Consider the following 19,348-nt stretch of genomic DNA (forward strand, 5'->3'; position numbering starts at 1 on the left):
TCGCTAGTTTACCCCAAGCCTCATGTTAAAACAGATTGATTGCTCATGTTAAAACAGATTGATGTCTATACCGACGGCTCCTGCCTCGGCAATCCGGGCCCGGGTGGTTACGGGGCCGTGATGGTCTACGGCAAGCACCGCAAGGAAATTTCCGCCGGATTCAAGTTGACCACCAATAACCGGATGGAGCTGATGGCAGCCATCATGGGGCTTCGAACCCTCAACGAGCCCTGCAAGGTGCGCCTCACCACCGATAGCCAATATGTGCGCCAGGGGATCACCCAGTGGATCATCGGCTGGAAAAAGAAGGGGTGGATGACCGCCAATCGTCAACCGGTCAAGAACGTCGATCTCTGGAAGGAGTTGGATGCAGAAGTGGGTCGCCACCAGATTGAGTGGCTCTGGGTAAAGGGCCACTCCGGCCATCCGGAGAACGAACGGTGCGACGAGTTGGCCAGAGATGCCGCCTGCGGCAAGGATCTGGCCGAGGATACCGGTTACCAGCCCTGACGGGCCATGCCCGGTGTAGCGAGGGACTTTGGCAGTTGCCAGCGCCGCCGCACCGGGATCAGTGGAAAACGCCGTTTACGGGCAGCAATCACGTATACCGACGCAAACGCCTTGCAATAATCCCGCCCGATACTCTCCCGCCACCAGCTGTGCCAGCTCTGTTTACCCATAAACGAGTAACCGAAACGCTCGTCAAACATCACTTCACACCCCAATAGATGCAGCCAGTCCGTCACCCGCCCAGGGGTAAACATCCGAGCAGACCAGGGCAACTTGCGCCGTAAAAAAGGGATACAGTGGCCAACACCCACCAGACTCACCGGATTGTAACCACTGATGATGAGCCAGCCATCATCGGTCAGCACCCTTTCGGCTTCACGCAATACCTGATGGGGATCGGCGGAGAAATCGAGGCAGTGAGCCAGCAGACAGGCATCGACGCTGCCGGTTCGCACCGGCAGCTCGAGGGGATCGCCATAGATGTCCAGCAGTCGTCCCTCAGGCGCGACACCCACCTGATGACGAATGGATGAACATTTGCAGGAGAGCTCGGCGCTCAGGGCTCCGACCTTGAGCAAGTGATACCCGAACAAGTTGGGGCACCAGCTGTCGAGCCGCTCCTGAATTTCGGCCGCCACCCAGTCACCCATAGGCAGCGCTGACCAACTGGTCGGGATCTCGATTTGTTGTTCGGTACGTGCCACCTGCATAATAGGGTTCAACTCGGGGTTTCGAACGCAATCCTGTTATATAAGATACCCTCCCTAAAGAGAAGCAGACTCATGTATCCAGTGATCACAGTTCCAGCCTTTAATGACAACTACATCTGGTTGATCCGCCACGAAAATCACTGTCTGGTGGTCGATCCGGGCGATGCCGCACCCGTGCTGGAGCGGCTCGAGGCATTGGGGCTGGTGCTCGATGCCATCCTGCTGACCCATCACCATCACGACCATGTCGGGGGCGTCACCGACCTGCTTGCCCACTTCCCCCACGCCCGGCTCTATGGCCCCAAACTTGACCCTATGCCGGATCATCATGGCCAGTGGCTCGAAGATGGTGATCAGATCAACTGGCACGGCCTCGCCCTCGAGGTAATCCATGTGCCCGGGCACACCCGTGGCCATATCGCTTACTATGGTAACGGCATGCTCTTTTGTGGCGATACCCTCTTCTCGGCCGGTTGTGGCCGCCTGTTTGAAGGGACGCCGGAACAGATGTACCACTCGTTACAGCGCCTTGCCGCCCTGCCCGACGAGACCCTGATCTACTGCGCCCATGAGTACACCCTCTCCAACCTGCGCTTTGCCTATGCAGTTGAACCGGACAATCCGGCGATCCGTGATCAGATCGGACTGATCAGCAAACTGCGGCAACAAGGGCTGCCAAGCCTGCCCACCCGGCTGGAGGATGAACGCAAGTTTAATGTTTTTCTGCGCTGCGAGCTCGATTCGGTAAAATTTTCTGCTGAAAAGAAGGGGCTAAAATGCGTGGAAAATCCGGTAGATACCTTCACCATCTTGCGTCAGTGGAAGGACGTTTTTTGAACAAACCTTGATCAGGGGGCCATTGCCCCTTATGATGCGGGCTGTTTTTCCCAAAAATGACCGGAACGAGATGAAGGTACGAACGGCCTTATTGGCAGCGCTGTTGCTCAGCGGCTGCCAAAACCTGAGCCATCAGGATGACCGGGCGCTAACGGCAATCGAGCCGATCAAGTCCCCCCAGGTCAAGAAAAAAGCGCATAAAAAACACTCTTCCCATTTCCTGTTTGGCGATGAACATCTGGATGAAATGGAAGAGACGGACAATCTGTGGGTGCGTATCAGCGATGATATGCAACTGGAAACTCCGGACAACCCGCGCATCCGCCAGCAACGTGAGTGGCTGTTGCGCAATGATAAGCATCTGGCGACCATTGCCAGCCGGGCTGAACCCTACCTCTATCTGATGGTAGAGGAGATTGAACGGCGTGAGCTGCCAATGGAGCTTATTACTGTCCCGATGATCGAGAGCATGTTTGATCCTCATGCCCGATCCCGCAGCAATGCCGTCGGACTCTGGCAGTTTGTGCCAGCGACAGGCAGAAACTTCGGTCTGCGCCACGACAACTGGTATGATGGACGGCGCGATGTGCTGGCCTCCACCAATGCGGCGCTCGACTATCTGGAGTACCTGAACCGCTTCTTTGACGGTGACTGGCTGCAAACGCTGGCCGCCTACAATGCCGGTGAAGGCCGGGTGCGCAACGCCATCCAACGTAATCAGCGCGCAGGCAAGCCGACCGACTACTGGTCGCTCGATCTGCCCCGGGAAACCCGGATGTATGTGCCCAAGATCCTCGCCATGGCTGACATGATCAGCAATGCGGACAAGTACAATATCCAGTTGCCGGTGCTCGCCAACGAGCCGAAGCTGCGTGTGGTTGAGACTGGCAGCCAGATCGATCTGAATGTGGCCGCCCAACTGGCCGGTCTGCGCACGTCACAGCTCAAGGAGGTCAATCCGGCCCTGAGCCGTGGCGTGATGTCGCCCCGTGGCCCTTACCGCCTGCTGGTACCGGTGGAGTATGCCGATACCCTGGAGCTGGCACTGGCCGATCTGCCCAAGAGCGAGCGTATTCGTACCCGCTCCTATCAGGTCACCAGTGGCGATACCCTGTCGCGCATTGCCCAGAATCATGGCGTCAGCGTGAACGAGCTGAAGCTGGCCAACAATCTGCGCAGCAACAACCTGCGTCGCGGTCAGCAACTGGTGATCCCGACCCACGGTCAGGTCAGCAGCAAGGCCAGCTCCGCCAGCAAACCGCAGCAGTTGGCAAGCCGTGGCAGCAGCCAGAAGGCCAAGGTCAGTTACAAGGTGCGCTCGGGTGACAACCTGTGGAGCATCAGCCAGGCGCACGGAGTCTCCCACGAAGAGCTCGCCAAGTGGAATGGTCTGAATGCCAAGTCGGCGCTCAAGCCAGGCATGAAGCTGGTGGTCTATCCCAAGCAAGGGAAGAAGAGCGACAAATCGATGGTGTATCAGGTTCGCCGTGGCGACTCCATCTCCTCCATCGCGGCTCGCTTCCAGGTGGCCATCAACGATGTGATGCGCTGGAATCAGCTGGATAAAGGGGATTACCTCAAGCCTGGTCAGGAGCTGACACTGTTTGTGAAGAACAACACCTAAGCCTCACCGCTTGAACCCGATAAAAACGGGGCAAGTCATCTGACTGGCCCCGTTTTTTATTACTGCGGCTAACCGCTGCTGTGTCTAAGCCGCCGACTAAAACAATGGCTTGGCGCCACCTGCGGATGCATCACCGCTCTGCAGGCAAAACTATCACTGCTATTCCCAAAGCCTTGTCGGCACCACCATCAGCACTGTGCGCTGGCCGATCGCCACATTGGCATTGGGGAAGACCACCGCCTCACGCGGCTTCTCGACCGTGTAGCGCAGCTCACCATCCTCGGCCAACACGAACCCTTGCGGGAACTCGGTGAAGTTGTCCACATCGCTGGCGAATAGAAAGCGAAACTGCTCCGATTTTTTGGTGATCACCCGATCGATGGCAAACAGGGTGAAATCGTCCGCCCGCCACGGCTCCAGCGCCACCTCATCCTGAGTGACCAGCTCCTGCAGTGCCTGCCGGGTTTCGATAAAGCGGGTCATATCGTTCTCACCAAATGGCCGTACCTTGCCCAGCTCCACCGTAAAGGCATGGGCCCCATGCTGGCGGGAGCTGTAGTAGCTGAAGGTCGTGGTCGGGCTGGCGGAGAGCAGAATGGTGCGCACCCCGCAGGCGCCGAGGAACTGCACCTGCTCGCGGCAGTGGGGCCGCTCGTGGGGAAAGGGGTAGACGGCGAACTTCTCGTGGCGCGAACCGCGAATGGCGGTGTGCAGATCGTAGTGGTAACGGGGACGAGCCGGATCGGCAAAGAAGCGGCTAACATACTGCTCGAGGCGCATGGCACGGATCCGCTCCCGATTGCAGAGCCCCTCCCCCTTGCTGTGGGCGCCAGAGAAGAGCCGGTTCATGTTCTCCTCCACTTCTCGCAGCCCCAGATTCATCGCCGCCGGATTGCCAAACAGGAACAGCACCCGATGGCGGGCGCTCAGCTCGCCTGAGAGCAGACGGCTCAGCAGCTGGTTGCAGATCTCGATGGGGGCAGTCTCGTTGCCGTGGATACCGCAGGAGAGGACGATATCCTTGCGTCCTCCCGGCTGATCGCCCGCGCCACGGGCAGGCTCCAGACAGAGCACGCCCGTATCCCAGACGCTGACCCGCGCACCATCGGGCAGGGCAAATTCAAAGGGCTCAAGCTGCCACTCATGGCTGCGGGTCAAGGCCAAAAAATCGTGCTGGGGAATCATCCGTCTCACCCTCTCGCTCTGGAATACTATGGCCGGATTATACGCAAGGCATCGTGGCTTAAAATCATTTTTTAAACAAATTCAAACATTAACGATACAAATGTGATAACAATCGAACGATGACAGCAATGACAGTAGCGATGTGGAATAAAGAGGAGAGGAAAAAGGATCAACAAATAACAGGGGGAAAACGGGGGGAGATAAAACAGACAATAACAGACCTGGCAGTTGGTCCCCACAGGGGCAGAACAGCAAACGACTCAGCAGAAAAACAAGGCATCCATGCCCGGTAGATCAACCACGCCAGAACGGCTTGGTGGTCTCTTGATAACGGTCAGCTTCGTTCAGGCCGATGTCTTTGAGCAGGTACTCGGGCAGCTCGGAGAGCTGACGACGGCTACGGCTGCGCTCCAGCCAGGTCAGAACGGTCATTTTAACGCGAGCAACCAGATTCAATTGGCTGGAATGCTGGTAACCGGTTTCGGTATAAGTCATGTTGGCCATGATGTGGCTCCTCTGAATATTTGTTTACGCACTGGGCTTCAATTTGATGCGCAAAGCTTAGTCAGGGAGTCAGACCGACTCAATTGACGAATTTTGATACGTTACATTAGTAAATCTAATGTCTAAAAATGGCAGGATTTAATTTTAACGCTTTGATTTTAAACAACTAATTATCTTCATGGTTGGCCAGCAGAGTCGCGCAGCATATTGTGCTGCATGGCACCCATCTATATATGCATTTTACTGCTTTACATATGCAGGGATGGACAAGGTGTGAACAGCTGGCAACAGCGGAGTTACACGTGATTGTTAATTTAATGATCTTGTGGCGATCTTTATTTAACATGCCGAAACATAAATAAAACCCTTACTGCATCCCCATTCAGAGGCGCACATTGCCTCCTCCCCAAAGTGCCTCTTGGCACTCCAACCGCATGCTGGTATGTTTATTTATACAGTAGTTTTGCTACCCGCAGCAGATGTCATACCTGATGTCGTCAACAGCGGGTCAGACCACAGGATCATCGATGGATACCTTTACCCCTACCGCCGCCCTGCGTCAACAGATGGCCGCCATTGAAACCTCTCTCAACCAGCTGGCCGATCTGCTTGGCCAGCTCGAGCTGCAGGAGGCCCATGTCTATCCCCTCCCCCCGGTGGCGCAGGGGGAAGAGCACGACCCGATCGAGCAAATTGAGGTGGGCTATCTCAACGGTGAAGCCGCACTGGCGGCCACCCTCGCCGCTTATCGGGACCACAGCGCCCGCCCCGGCTGCTCCACCAAGGCAACTCATCGGCTGCCCGGCTGGTTGCGCTTTCCTGCCGCCGCAGCCCCCTTGCTGCAACCGCTGATCGACCAAATCAACCAGCACAAGCTCGATTTCAAGGCGCTGGTGCAGCAGGCGGGGGGACGGGACGATAAGTTCGAGCTGGTACATACCGCCCTGCCCGGCGTGATCACCCTGCAGGTCTACCGCAAACTGACCCTGTTGGCGGGGGAGCTGCAATCCCTCGGCTTTACCTGGGCTGACAAGCAGACCATCAATCGCCTAAGTCGCGAGCAGGTGCTGGAGATGCTGGAGCGCAGCCGCCGCTATATACCGGCCCTCTCCAACAACGAGGAGTGGAGCAAGATGGTGGATCAGGAGGTGTACGACATTCGCCGTCTGCCCGCCGATGCCGAGCTGCGGATCCGCCGCCCGGTCAAGACTCACCCGATGATCAACCTGCTCTGGCTGGAGCGCACCCCGCGCAAGCAGCAGATCAAGGCGAGCCTGCCTCTGCTGCTCTGCTCGGATACCCCGCCCGCAGTCACCCATCTGGGCAACTATCCTCCCAAGAGCCGGCAGGCGCGGCGAGATCGCAAAATTGGCGGCGAGCCCATCATCGAGCGGCTGCACCTCTATCTCTATCAGGGGTGACTGGATCAGGGATAGCTGGTGCAGGGATAACTGCGTCGCCTTGCCGCGATAAACGAGTATCCCGCATCTGCGTCCCAAACGAGAAAAGGGGAGAACATCTCTGGATGTTCTCCCCTTTTCTGTATCGATAGACGGTATGTCAGGCGGCGTCGCCAATCAGCCCATCAGCAGGGCCCGCAGGCTCTCCACATCCAGCCCACGCACCTCGGACTGGCCGCTCAGCAGACCATCTGCCAGCGCCCGCTTCTCGTCGTGCAGGGCGACAATCTTCTCCTCCACCGTCTGCTCGCACACCAGCCGGTACACGGTCACCGGCTGGGTCTGGCCCATCCGGTGCGCCCGATCGCTCGCCTGATCTTCCACCGCCGGGTTCCACCAGGGATCGAGGTGCAGCACGGTATCGGCCTGGGTGAGGTTGAGGCCGGTCCCCCCCGCCTTGAGGCTGATGAGGAACAGCGGCACTTCCTCATGACGAAAACGCAGGATGGAGTCCTGACGGGACTTGGCGGAGCAGCCCCCATCCAGATAGCAGTAGTCCCAAGACTTCTGCTCGATGCGGGTCCGCAACAGACTCAGCAGATCGACGAACTGGCTGAACACCAGCACCCGATGACCGCCGTCGATCGCCTCTTCCAGCAGGGCCATCGCCTCGTCCAGCTTGCTGCTGGTTTGCGACCACTCTGGCATCACCAGCTCCGGCGAGCAGCATAGGCGGCGCAGCCGGGTCAGGCCACTCAGCACATGCATCAGGGCGCGGCCATCGGCGCTTTGCACCTGCTGCACCACTTCCCGCCGGGTCGCCTCGTAGAGCTGGCGCTCTTCGGGGGAGAGGCTGATGTGGTGGATGATCTCGGTCTTGTCCGGCAGCTCGGTCAGCACCTGCTGCTTGAGACGACGCAGGATAAAGGGGCTGATCACCGCCCGCAGCAGCGCCATGTGCTGGGGATCCTTGACCGCCTTGCCAAAGCGACGCTTGAACTCGCCAAGGCTGCCGAGCAGCCCCGGGTTGATAAAGGTGAACAGGCTCCACAGCTCCCCCAGATGGTTCTCGATGGGGGTGCCGGAGAGGGCGAGGCGAAAATCGCCGTCGAGCTGGAACAACAGCTTGGCGCGCTGGGTGCCGGCGTTTTTGATCTGCTGCGCCTCATCGAGCACCATGCTGGACCAGCGGCGGGACTTGAGCGCCTCCGCCAGGCTGCCGAGCATGCCGTAGTTGATGAGGATCACCTGACCGGCCTTGGCCTCGCGAATAATCCCCTCCCGCTCGGCCGGGTTCTCGAACACCACCACATCAAGCTCGGGGGCGAAACGGGCCACCTCCTCCTGCCAGTTGGTGACCACTGACTTGGGCACCACCACCAGCGCAGGGCCAAGGTGCTGGCGCATGCGCAACACAATCAGCGCCTGCAGCGTCTTGCCCAGACCCATGTCATCGGCCAGACAGGCACCAAAGCCGTGATGGGCCAGGGTCGCCATCCAGCGCACCCCCTCTTTCTGATAGTCCCGCAGGGAGGTAAGCAGCTCGTCCGGGCAATCGACCTCCTGCTGCCACTCCTGCTGCAGGGATTGCCACGCCGCATCCCCTTCGGTGGTAATGACCGAGAGCAGGCGAGTCAGGGGATAGGCCAGCTTGTTGTTGATGCGCTGCTCTTCATCGAGCATGGCCCCCAGCATGGTGAGCCGCTCCACCAGCTTGTCGCTCAGCATCAGGCTGGTCTTCTCGTCGAGCTGAACGGTGCGCTGCCCCGGGGTCATCTGGCGCAGAATAAGGCGCAGATCGAGGATCTGGTGCTCATCAAGCGCCAGTGCCCCTTCGACCTGGAACCAGTCCTGCCGCCGCTCGATGCGCAGGCTCAGAGCAGCTTCATCAAGGCTCTTGAGGCGAGCGCTGTCCTGATGCCAGTGAATGACCACACCGGTATCCACCAGCTCGGGCAGGGCATTGACCAGCGCCAGCGCCTGTTCCCCCTGCAGCAGCCACTCGCTGCCGGGCAGGCCGATGGGGAGTTGATTGCGCAGTAGCTGGGCCTGCAGCTTCTCGGCCGCGAGATCCCGCTGCCAATAGTGGTACGCCTTGATCCCCTGCCGCACGATCGCCTCCCCCTTGCCAAGGGGCTGGGGCGGCAGATCCTCAAAGCGGGTCACCAGCTTGACCGACAGCTGGCCATCCTGCCAATCCAGTTGCACCGAAGGAATGCCCGGCCAGGGAGCCAGTTCGGCGTTGCCGCTAAGCCCCGCAACCTGACTGTGCCAGGGCAGCTCGGGAATAGCGTCCAGGGTGCGTTGCAGCTCGGCCAGCCCCTCGGCGGGCAGCAGCGGGATGGATTCGAGCGCAGGCAAGCGGTCGAGCAGCGGCTGCGGGGTGAGGATCAGCTGCCACAGATCCTGCGCCAGCGGCATGATATGGGCCCCGCGGGCGGCTGCATCTGGGATCAGCAAGGCACTCATCCCCTCTTCGGTCGCGATAATCTGCAGCAGCGGCGCCGTGATGGCGAGCTGCAGCTTCTGCCCCTTGGCGTTGAACAGGCGGGGGTGATCGGCCAGCGGCGCCCAGACATCCCGGGGCAAGCGTCCCATCACCCGCGGCAGGGTGCGCACCACTGCCCAGTCATGCTCGTCGAGCATGGCGGCATACTGGGTGGAGAGCAAGGCCGGATCGACCCGGCGGCCCGCCGTCCACTCCCCCTTGGTACTGAGTTTCTGGATCTTGCACTCCAGCTCGGGGCCGTCAGCATGGAGCAGCCACACCAACCGCTCCTGCGGCTTGCGTACGCCACTGGAGCGTCCCAGCCCCTGCAACCAGTTGAGCCAGCTGGCAGAGGCCGCGGTTTTATCCTCGTCCCCGTCATCATCCTGCTCGTCACAGCCCTCTTGCGCACTCTCCTCACTGCCGCGCAGTTGGCACAAGGGCGCCCCTTTGGCCGCCTCGCCCAACAAGATACGCAGCAGATCCTGACAAAATGCCATAAGGCGATGATGGGGCTCGGCATCGAGCAGATGGGAGAGATCCCACTTGTGCAACATGGCCACCTGCGGGCTCTGGGCACCGTGACGGGCCAGCGCGCAGAGATCGAGCCAGAGATAGCCCCAGTGGAGCTCCTCTACCGGCAGTTGCAAAGTATCGAACAGGCCGACCGCCTGACCGTGGCGATCCCCCGCCCACTGGCTGAGCAGGTCGGCAAGCAGGGGGAACTGACCAGTCAGGCTGCGCTGCCACTTCTTGCGCTGTTCGCTGGCGATGACGGGATCGGCCTGCTGCAACCAGCCAAGCCAGAGCAGGGCGCTGAATGAACGGGGCCACTGGCCCGCCTCGCCCTCATCGGTTGCCTGCCACTGGCCCAGCGCGGTGAGCAGCCGCTCGCCAAGCGGGCCGCTCTGGCTCTGCTGGGCCAGTGCCTGCAGGGCTGGCCAGCCGGGGGCGGCATCCTGGTCCTCGCCGGTTGGCGATGTGCTCTCGCCATCCCCGCAGAGCCAGCGCCACTCCGCCTCGAACGCTTTGGCCCGGGCCTGCACCTCGGGAGCGCAGCGCACCAGCGCATTGGCCAGCGGCCAGCGCTCTTCATAGGGGGCATCGAGCAAGAGTTGCAGCGAGAAGTGCTCCAGCAACAGTTGCTGCCAGGCGGGGCTGGAGCCCGCCAGCAACTGGTGAGCGTCCGGGGTATCGAGCAGGGTCAGCAGATCGCTGGCCGAGAAATAGGTCGGGATCTCCCCCGCCTTGCCGCGGCAGAGCTCGCGCACCACCGCATGGGTGAGATCCTGCCCGGTCAATGAGGGCACCCGGCTCCAGTCCGGCGCCGGGCAAAGACCGGCACGCACCCCCAGGATCAGCGCCAGCGTCCCCTCGGCGGTCAGGCTCCACTGCTGCTCCCCGCGCAATCTGACCAGCCCAGCATCCTGCAGTCGGGTCAGTTTATCGATCAGGGCATGGCCTATCGCCAGTTGTTCTTGCAGCAAACGGGTACTGGCAACGCGCTGCAATTGCAGGGTGGCGAGCAGGGCATAACTATCCGAAGAGAGGGTGGACGCAGACATCAAGACTCACGGGCAAGTGCAAAAGCGGAATTTTAACGGTAAAGCGCCAGCGGCTCGACCCTTTACCGTGAAATAACTCAAAAAAAAACGGCCATCCATGATGACCGTCGAAAGTAACGAAGGAAATAGCCGGATCATCCGGTTACCTCCCACAGCGGGAAAATCGGGAGCGCTAGCCCCTAATTCGTGGGGCCAATGCTAGAGGTTGACGTATTAAAAAGCTTTGAAGCGGATCACAATTGAAAAGGATTTCTGAAAACGCTTTCAATTTTTGACGACCTAAAGAGATGATCTTGCACCAAATGAACCATCTCCAACCCGGCCTTCCTCGTCGCGGCATGGATCCCATATACCCATTTCCATTCAGGGCTCGAGGGGGCTGTTGGCCCTGACCGCCGGAATGCGCGGGGCATTATCGGCGATTGGCAGCTGAACGACTCCCCCCTTGTCCGGAGCATTGGCAGACTGATCTGGCCAGCACGCTCGGTACTCGGCCAGCTACGAGGGCAAACGTGGCGACTCACCGGTTGCAAGAAACGGGGCTTCATCCGACCGGCTTGCCCGGGCTGTCATTGATCGATAGGATGTGCCCCATTCCAAGAGGGCAGGAGCAACATGATTTTGCGACAACGCGTGGCGACAAGACTCCTGCTGCTGGTCTGCATTCTGCTGCTCAATTGTGCACTCCAGCCGCTGACCAGGCTGGCTCAGCTGGAGATAGCCGCTGGCTGCCATATGCTGACCGTCCCATCCTCCGCCATCGATGTCGATGTCGATGAGGATGGCCGCGCAGCAACGCCGCAACCCGGCAGTTGCCAGCTCAACGGCAAGTGGCTCAGTGCCGCCAGCGTGCAATGCGCCGAACAGCTCTTCTTTGCCATCGCATTCCTGATCGCCCTGCTGGCACCACTGCCCCGTTGCTCGCCCCCCCTCCCCCCACCCAGAAATATCTCCCCGCCAGAACGGCGGCTTCATCTCACCCTTTGTGTCTGGCGAGAATGAGTCAGTCGCGGCTTAAACAACCCTGACTTTCATTTTCAAGAGACAACACCATGTCAAACATCTTCAAGACTGCCCTCTTGCTGGGCAGCCTGCTGTGGCAATCCATCGGATTGGCCAGCGATACCGGCTGGCTCACCAGCCCCCGCAACGATCACGCACAAATCCGGCTGCAAGCAGATAGCCGGGATCCGGCACAGCCCCGGGTGCTGCTCAGTCTGGCACTCGAGTCCGGCTGGAAAACCTATTGGCAAAACCCGGGTGAAGGGGGAATTGCCCCTGAAATTCTCTGGGATGATCCCAAACTCACTCAACAATGGCACTGGCCAGTGCCAGAGCGATTCGCGGTCAGCGGCATGTCGACCCAGGGGTATCAGCAGGCCGTAACCTTTCCCATCAGCCTTGGCCATGGCAACCGCAAGGCGCTGACCGGCACGTTACGCCTTTCAACCTGCAGTAACGTCTGCATCCTGACCGACTACCCTTTTGCCCTTGCTCTGGATGGTACGGCACCGGACGGATTCGACCTTGCCTATGCACAGGCGATGAGCAAGCTGCCTCAAGCCATGCCCAAGAGCGTCAACCTCCAGGCCGGCTACCAGCAAAACCGGCTACAGCTGAGCGCTAAGCAGCAAGAGGGGTGGCGGGCTCCGCAGATTTTCCTCCAGCAGCTGGAGGGGGTCGAGTTTGGCGAGCCCAGCCTGGAGGTGCAGGGCAATACCCTGATTGCCCGCATTCCGGTCAGCGATGGCTGGCAAGGGGATGCACCGGATATCCGTCATCAGCAACTGGGCGTGGTACTGGTCAACGGTGACGAAGCCTGGCAGAGCCAGGTCACCATAGGTGATCCCCTGCCACTACCCGCTGGTGGCCACTCGCTGCGCTGGATCCTGGGGGCAGCACTGCTTGGGGGGCTTATTCTCAACCTGATGCCCTGTGTGTTGCCGGTGCTGGCCCTCAAGCTGGGATCAGTACTGCAACTGGAGACCCGTGAGCGTCGCCCGGTTCGCTTGCAGTTCCTGGCGGCAAGCGCAGGTATCCTGGTCTCCTTTTGGACGCTGGCACTGATGAGCACCCTGCTGCGCGCCACCCAGGGGGCCGTCGGCTGGGGTATCCAGTTCCAGAGCGTCTGGTTTATCGGCTTCATGGTCGTGGTGACCTTGCTGTTCTGTGCCAACCTGCTGGGGCTGTTCGAGATCAGGTTATCGAGCAATGTCAACACCCGTCTGGCAACCGCGGGTGGCAACGGCATGGCCGGTCACTTTATGCAGGGCTGCTTTGCCACTCTGCTGGCAACACCCTGCTCCGCCCCTTTCCTTGGCACCGCAGTCGCCTTTGCGCTCGGGGCGCCATCCGGTCAACTCTGGCTTGTCTTTACCGCACTGGGGATTGGCATGAGCCTGCCATGGCTGCTCATCGCCGCCCTGCCCCGTCTCGCGCTCTGGTTGCCAAAACCGGGACGCTGGATGGGGCGCCTGCGCATCCTGCTCGGCCTGATGATGCTGGGCTCCAGCCTCTGGCTGCTCAGCCTGCTTGGCAACCATATCGGCCATAACGGGGTGGTGATCCTGATGGCTCTGATACTGGCAGCCCTGCTGCTGGCGGTCGTATGGCGCCACGGTATTCGCGGTGTAACCCTGGGGCTGGCGCTGGGCTGCTTGCTGGCCGCAGCCCTGCTGCTCGGCGGCGCCTTCACCATGGAGGGCAAACCACAACAGGATACCGTCCACTGGCAGCCACTCTCGGAGCAGGCCATCCAGGACGCCCTGGCACAACACAAGCGGGTCTTCGTCGATGTGACCGCCGACTGGTGCATCACCTGCAAAGCCAACAAATTCAACGTGCTGCTGCGCGATGATGTGCAACGAGCCCTGAGTGCCCCCGATGTGGTGGCCTTGCGCGGGGATTGGAGCCGCCCCTCAGACAGCATCGCCGGCTTCTTGCGCCAACGCGGCAGTGTGGCCATTCCTTTCAACCAAATCTATGGCCCCGGGCTACCGGGTGGCGAGATCCTCTCTCCCCTGCTGGATCGTGCAACTCTGCTGGCCACTCTGGAGCACGCTGCGAACGCCCCTGTTCAAGGAGAAACAAGATGAGATATATCCTGCTCATACAGACCCTGCCGGGAGAGCGGGGCATACCCGCAGCGCAAGGGGGAAATTATCGGCAATCGGCTGATCTCCCTCATATAGCGCTCGGGGGCAACGTCAAAAACGCACTGGTCATCAAGGGGCAGTCATGACAGCAACATCATCCCGGATCCTCCGTCTGCGCCGCTGGAGCAAGGAGGCCCTCTGGCTGCTGCTGTTGGCGGTGATTATTTCGACGGCGCTGGACCTCTGGCGCAGTCCGGCGCTGCCAGAGGAAAGCCCGCTGCCTCAACTGCTGCTGCAAGATGGCACTCTGGCCGACCTGCAGACAATGAGTCGGGACAGACCACTGCTGATCTATTACTGGGCCAGCTGGTGCGCAGTCTGCCGTGTTACCACACCGACAGTGGAGCAGCTATGGCGAGACGGCGAAAACGTGCTGACAGTGGCGCTGCGCTCCGGCGACCAAGCCAGGTTGCAGCAGGGGATGGCCAGGAAGGGGCTGACCTTCCCGACCCACAATGATGAGCATGGCGACCTTGCCGCCCGCTGGCAGGTGAGCGTCACCCCCAGCTTCCTCATCATCAAGCAGGGTAAAGTGGTGAGCTCCACCACTGGCTGGAGCTCGGGCCCGGGACTGAAACTGCGGTTGGCCTGGGCCAGCCTCGGCTAACTCGGCCCGCCAGGGAGCACTATTGCGGCCCCTCTTCCCGCTGAAGAGGGGCTTATCGCCAGCCATCCGATGCCTATTTATCAGTGATGGGTGGCCCCCTCGCGGGTTAATGGCTCAAATCGGAAGTGGTAATCCATCGGCGATCGCGTGGGCGGTGAACCGTGATGGATACCATTCATGGGTTGACGCTGAACAAGGCAAAGCCCAGCAAGCGGGAGATAATATGTCCAAAACCAGATAGGGAGCCCGGTCATAGAAGATCAGCAACCGAGTTTAATGTTCCCGACAACGCTTGGGCTTCACGGCGTTCACTACGCATAAAAAGCACGGGGGGCCTTATGGCCCCCCGCAAACACACCGGATGAGAAAATGCCTTACTTGGCGGCGCTATCCTTCACGCACTTCTGGACAAAGCTGTTCTTGGCCGCGCCAGCCAGCTTCTTGTCGGCTGCCGCCTTCTCGCACTTGGCCACCGGATCCACCGCCGCGCCCGTCTTCACGCACTTCTGGATAAAGCTGTTTTTGGCCGCACCGGCCAGCTTCTTGTCGGCGGCCGCCTTCTCGCACTCGCCAGTTGCGGCGCCAGCGGCATCTTTCACGCACTTTCCGACAAAGCTGGTCTTGGCGGCGCCGTTAAGCTTTTTGGCCGCGGCCTGCGCCTCGCACTGCAACTGGGCTGCGTCGTTGGCAAAGACCGGATTGGCCAGCAGCACGCTGCCGCAGAGCAGGCCGAACAGGATGGTACGCTTCATGGGAGATCTCCTCTCTCTCTGGTGATGTGTTTGCATGGTCATATTTGCATGACGATGTGTTGCAAATGGCTGTGATGGCAACAGCTGATTGTTGCCGCAGATCCCACGTCTCGCCAGCTTGGGAGCGGAGCACAGGGCAACCATCGCCCGCACTATAGCGCCGATTGCCGGAGCGGGATTGTCCCCGGCCAACCCTTCCTCAGCGGCAAGCCTGTCCCCTACTTTCCCGCCACACCCGCCAACCCCTAATAAAATCAAGGGCCATGGGAATCCTTTCCCTGCCTCAGCGATTTCTTGAGCCAGCGCATAAAACGCAGATATTCCTGATAGTTACGTCAATTTTTGACTGGTGAGACCAGATTCGATTGGATTAACATAGCCATCCGGTGCCTATTACTGCGCTGAGTTGCTGTCCTTGCTGGTCAATGGAGCATATTGGCAGCTGTAATCCACGGGGGCTGCGTGGGTTTTAAGCTGAGATTTATGTAGTTCGCAGCGAAGTCCAACTCTCGTGGTGTGAGGCTGACTTCATGATGAAGCAAGGTTCTCTGGTCGATGCCACTGTCATCGATGGCCCCCAACTCCACCAATAACAAGCGTGGAGAGCGTGACTTTAAGATTCAACTGACCCAAAAGGAAATCAATAGTATCTCGGTATGAAGGTCCATATCGGCGTTCATGCCAAATGTGTCCTCACCCACAGCTTGGAGACCAGACCAGCCAACGAGCACAACTTCAATTGAGTGAATATCGAGTCCATGGCAAGGAACTGTTTGTCTTCACTGACTCGGGATATCAGGGAGCTGAAAGCCGTTGCCAGTTTTACTTGACCACAGCACGGTGTAATACAGATACGGGATGAATCAGACAGAAATACCGCCTAACCCAATACTCCACTGTTGACGATCGTTCAAAACTTATTTAGCACAGGAGATAACAATCGATGGCATTACCTTTCATTATTCTGGGTGCCGCGGCAGCGGCAACAGCGTTTGGTGGAAAAAAAGCGTATGACGGCTACCAGAAAAAATCAGAAGCCGACGACGTATTAGATCGCGCACAGCGCCGTTTTGATAAACATAAAGATAGTTTTGAGACGGCCAACAAGACGACCTCAGAAAAACTCGCAGAATTAGGCGAAGCGGAGCTTAAAATAGGTAATGATTTCAATGAGTTCAATACAATTGCTATTGAACTTCTTGAACGAATGGCAAAGGATGGGCATAAGAATCTCAAGCTGACGGTACCAAAGCACAGCATTAATAAGATTCAGAACCTGGCTATTTCGGCAACAGAATACCTGACCACGGTTGTCGGTGCTGGCGTTTCTGGCGCCGCCGCCGGTTTTGCCGTGTACAGCGGAGTGATGGCTTTTGCTGCGGCTTCTACCGGAACGCCGATTGCGGCGCTGTCTGGTGCGGCAGCTTATAATGCCACGATGGCGGCAATTGGTGGCGGTTCGCTAGCTGCTGGTGGTTGGGGGATGGCAGGCGGTGCGATGGTACTTGGCGGCGCGGTGGTGGCTCCACTGATAGCTATTGCTGGCTGGGCCTACGATAACCATGCAGAAAAAGCGCTTAACAACGCCTACCAAAGCTCCCGTGAAGTGAGCGCGGCTGTAGAGAAAATGAATGCAGCTGAAGCACATCTAACAACAGTGCAGCAATATGTAAATAGTATTTATGAGTCGATCACCTGTATGCATGCCGTCTTCGTTCAGCATTACTTTGAACCACTGAAAGCGATGCACGCGGTCATCGTTGAACGTCATCAAAAAAATATCACCACCAAAATTGATGAGTCGGAAGAGATCATAACGCTTATCGACCACGGCTACAAATTAGCAGCCATCATGACCGACGTGATTACCACGCCACTGTTCAAACCGGTAACGCAGGAAAATGGCGAAGCCGTTATTGAAGATGGGGTGATCCAACTGCAGACCGACAGCAACGGTATGAATCTGCTTAACAAAGAGGCGCTGGATGAAAAACTGACGGCATCAGCCTCTGATTTCGACACGTTTTCCTCTCGTATTTAATCAACCCGCCGGGCTAACCAGCCCGGCATTGCTATGGACAAAGCACAATGAACGCAGCCAGGTTTGACTGGGGGGAAGAGTTACATCAGACGGTGGTCAAGAGCCTCACAACCTCGTTTGGGTTAGATTTTCTCTTGCTGGAGGATAAGCACGGCGGCGATGTGAATACCATTCACAATGTCCGTCAGGGGGTGTATGCCTCAGATGCCGAACGTCAGCGGTATGAACAGCGCGAAGGGTATGATTCGCATCATTACCACAACCACGAAAACTATATCGCCACCAACCGAGCAGGAAAAAAGGCGCATGAGGACGGTACACTAACTGATACCTATACCGGTAAACATTTTTCGGCCAATGACAAAAAAAATCTCGACCACATTATTTCCGCCCATGAGATTCACAACGACCCCGGGCGTGTTCTTGCCGAGCGAGATGGAGCCGATCTGGCCAATGACTCATCGAATCTTACCTTCACGAACGAGTCACTAAATAAGGCGAAGAAGGCAAAAACGATGGATGCCTTCTTGCAAACGCTGCAAGACCAACATGCTGCCACAACGCAGGAAATTGCCCGATTGCGCAGCCAACCAGCACTCTCCGAGCAAGAGAAGAAACACCTGAATCAGCTAGAAAATAAAGCTGCCGCCGATTTTGAACGCATGAAAGAGGCGGATAAGCAGGCGCGAGAAAAATACAACAGCACTATCAGCCAAGAATATTACACCAGCAGCAAGTTTGCGAAGAATGTCGCCAGCGCTACGCTGAACAACGCCTTTCGTATGGGAACGCGGCAGATGCTTGGACTGATTCTGGCAGAGACCTGGTTTGAATTCCGCGAACGTATTCCTGTGATGTTTGAGAAACATCGTTACGCATTTGATGCCGGAGATTTTCTGCAGGATGCTACTGAAGTATTACGCGCCGTTTGGTTACGGGTGCAGACCAAATTTCATACCTTCCTGACCGCCTTTAAGGACGGCGCGATTGGCGGCATGCTGTCCAGCATTACAACCACGCTCTTCAATATCTTCTTTACTACAAAGAAAATGATGGTGAGGCTTATTCGCGAGATGTGGAACAATCTGGTGCAGGCCTTCAAAGTGATGGTCTTTAATCCAGATAGTTTGGCGCCGGGGCAGTTGGCAAAGGCGGTCAGTAAGCTAGTGGCTGCCGGGGTAGCCGTCGCAGCAGGTGTGGTGATTAACGAAGCATTAGCAAAAATTCTCGTTTTTCCCTTTGGCCCGGAATTGGCCGCCTTTTGCGGTGCGCTGGCGACCGGTATCCTGACGCTAGTGATGAACTATTTTCTTGAACACAGCGCGTTGATGAAAAAAGTCTGGGCGTTTCTGGACACCTTTAAAGATAAGTACCAGAAAGCGCTTGAGTATTATGAACGAGTTAATATCGAACTCGATCGTTATTTACTGGAGCTTTCAGCACTGGAGTTCGCGATAGATTCGTCACAGCTAGCACGCTTTACACTACATCTTAACGCAGTGAATAGCGAAATAAAGCGCGGCTTGTTGCTGCAAGCCGAGGTCGAGCGCCGGAATATAACTCTGCCGTTTGAAGCGGGCAATATCCGTTCTGTGCGTAGCTGGCTACAAAATTTATGACGCTCACTCCTAAATTTCCCTGCAACCAGTGCGGAGCATGCTGTCGTCATGTTGATCGTGCCAGTGAAACGCAGTTCCTCGATCGAGGTGACGGTATTTGTCGGCACTATCAGATGGAAACAAAGTTGTGCGCAATTTATGAAACGCGTCCGCTGATTTGCCAAATTGAGAAGCAGTATCAGCTTAATTACCTGCAGCATTTTAGCTGGCAGGAATTTATTACGCTGAATCGCGAAGCATGCCTGATTTTGGAGAAGTTCTAAAGTGGGAGAGGATGGGCGCACTCATGGAACACGGCAAAGCAGCCTTAGCCATCTCCCCCTCAATGAGCAAAGCATGAGCAAGATGGTT

Annotated in this window: 15 protein-coding genes; 10 read left to right on the forward strand and 5 right to left on the reverse strand. The window is 58.0% G+C overall.

Going from position 1 to position 19,348, the window contains the following annotated elements; translation table 11 throughout:
* Positions 1–45: 45 nt before the first annotated feature.
* Positions 46–510: a ribonuclease HI gene (gene rnhA / locus G5287_RS06740; RefSeq protein WP_005337815.1), complete on the forward strand. Its 465-nt coding sequence runs from the start codon at positions 46–48 to the stop codon at positions 508–510.
* Here rnhA and G5287_RS06745 read toward each other — a convergent pair.
* Positions 498–1,220, reverse strand: a complete 723-nt coding sequence (locus G5287_RS06745) for a methyltransferase domain-containing protein (protein WP_202003466.1) — start codon at positions 1,218–1,220, stop codon at positions 498–500. The two genes, rnhA and G5287_RS06745, sit on opposite strands and share 13 nt — an antisense overlap.
* A gap of 72 nt (positions 1,221–1,292) precedes the next feature.
* Here G5287_RS06745 and gloB point away from each other — a divergent pair, with 72 nt between their 5' ends.
* The gene (gene gloB, locus G5287_RS06750; protein WP_421171792.1) at positions 1,293–2,057 is read left to right on the forward strand and encodes a hydroxyacylglutathione hydrolase; all 765 of its coding nucleotides are present in this window, start codon (positions 1,293–1,295) and stop codon (positions 2,055–2,057) included.
* A 70-nt stretch (positions 2,058–2,127) separates the two neighbouring features.
* Positions 2,128–3,681, forward strand: a complete 1,554-nt coding sequence (locus tag G5287_RS06755) for a LysM peptidoglycan-binding domain-containing protein (RefSeq protein WP_421231061.1) — start codon at positions 2,128–2,130, stop codon at positions 3,679–3,681.
* Between the two features lie 159 nt (positions 3,682–3,840).
* Here G5287_RS06755 and astE read toward each other — a convergent pair whose 3' ends face one another.
* Both astE and G5287_RS06765 read right to left on the reverse strand, forming a co-directional pair.
* A complete protein-coding gene (astE, locus tag G5287_RS06760; protein ID WP_158112368.1) occupies positions 3,841–4,866 on the reverse strand; it encodes a succinylglutamate desuccinylase in 1,026 nt (341 codons plus the stop codon).
* A 294-nt stretch (positions 4,867–5,160) separates the two neighbouring features.
* Entirely contained in the window at positions 5,161–5,370 is a 210-nt protein-coding gene (locus G5287_RS06765; RefSeq protein ID WP_005337823.1) for a DUF1127 domain-containing protein, read from the reverse strand.
* Between the two features lie 527 nt (positions 5,371–5,897).
* Between G5287_RS06765 and G5287_RS06770 the strand changes: the two genes are divergently transcribed.
* Positions 5,898–6,791 (forward strand): DNA replication terminus site-binding protein, encoded by an 894-nt coding sequence (locus G5287_RS06770; protein ID WP_421231062.1) that lies wholly within the window; start codon positions 5,898–5,900, stop codon positions 6,789–6,791.
* A 156-nt stretch (positions 6,792–6,947) separates the two neighbouring features.
* On the opposite strand, the gene G5287_RS06775 is transcribed toward G5287_RS06770, so the two are convergent.
* Entirely contained in the window at positions 6,948–10,823 is a 3,876-nt protein-coding gene (locus tag G5287_RS06775) for an SNF2-related protein (protein ID WP_421231063.1), read from the reverse strand.
* A 615-nt stretch (positions 10,824–11,438) separates the two neighbouring features.
* Here G5287_RS06775 and G5287_RS06780 point away from each other — a divergent pair.
* From G5287_RS06780 to G5287_RS06790, 3 genes are all read left to right on the forward strand, one after another.
* Positions 11,439–11,825: a hypothetical protein gene (locus G5287_RS06780; protein WP_421208660.1), complete on the forward strand. Its 387-nt coding sequence runs from the start codon at positions 11,439–11,441 to the stop codon at positions 11,823–11,825.
* A gap of 50 nt (positions 11,826–11,875) precedes the next feature.
* Positions 11,876–13,918 carry a protein-disulfide reductase DsbD family protein gene (locus G5287_RS06785; RefSeq protein WP_337072820.1) on the forward strand — a complete coding sequence of 681 codons (2,043 nt, stop codon included), beginning with the start codon at positions 11,876–11,878 and terminating at the stop codon, positions 13,916–13,918.
* Positions 13,919–14,060: 142 nt separating this feature from the next.
* The gene (locus G5287_RS06790; RefSeq protein ID WP_216978388.1) at positions 14,061–14,585 is read left to right on the forward strand and encodes a protein disulfide oxidoreductase; all 525 of its coding nucleotides are present in this window, start codon (positions 14,061–14,063) and stop codon (positions 14,583–14,585) included.
* 374 nt (positions 14,586–14,959) lie between these two features.
* Here G5287_RS06790 and G5287_RS06795 read toward each other — a convergent pair whose 3' ends face one another.
* Positions 14,960–15,337 carry a hypothetical protein gene (locus G5287_RS06795; RefSeq protein ID WP_227342306.1) on the reverse strand — a complete coding sequence of 126 codons (378 nt, stop codon included), beginning with the start codon at positions 15,335–15,337 and terminating at the stop codon, positions 14,960–14,962.
* A gap of 943 nt (positions 15,338–16,280) precedes the next feature.
* On the opposite strand from G5287_RS06795, the gene G5287_RS06800 reads away from it, so the two are divergent.
* From G5287_RS06800 to G5287_RS06810, 3 genes are read left to right on the forward strand one after another with little or no spacing between them, the layout of a single operon-like run.
* Complete coding sequence (locus G5287_RS06800) at positions 16,281–17,378, forward strand: hypothetical protein (protein WP_421231064.1); 1,098 nt, start codon at positions 16,281–16,283, stop codon at positions 17,376–17,378.
* A gap of 47 nt (positions 17,379–17,425) precedes the next feature.
* Entirely contained in the window at positions 17,426–18,997 is a 1,572-nt protein-coding gene (locus G5287_RS06805) for a hypothetical protein (RefSeq protein ID WP_227342303.1), read from the forward strand.
* On the forward strand, positions 18,994–19,260 hold the full coding sequence (locus G5287_RS06810; protein ID WP_421201261.1) for a YkgJ family cysteine cluster protein: 267 nt from the start codon (positions 18,994–18,996) through the stop codon (positions 19,258–19,260). The genes G5287_RS06805 and G5287_RS06810 overlap by 4 nt, the downstream gene beginning before the upstream one ends.
* The last annotated feature ends 88 nt before the right edge of the window (positions 19,261–19,348 follow it).

It is taken from the genome of Aeromonas sp. 603079 (genome assembly GCF_049172135.1).
GTDB classification, from domain to species: domain Bacteria; phylum Pseudomonadota; class Gammaproteobacteria; order Enterobacterales; family Aeromonadaceae; genus Aeromonas; species Aeromonas veronii.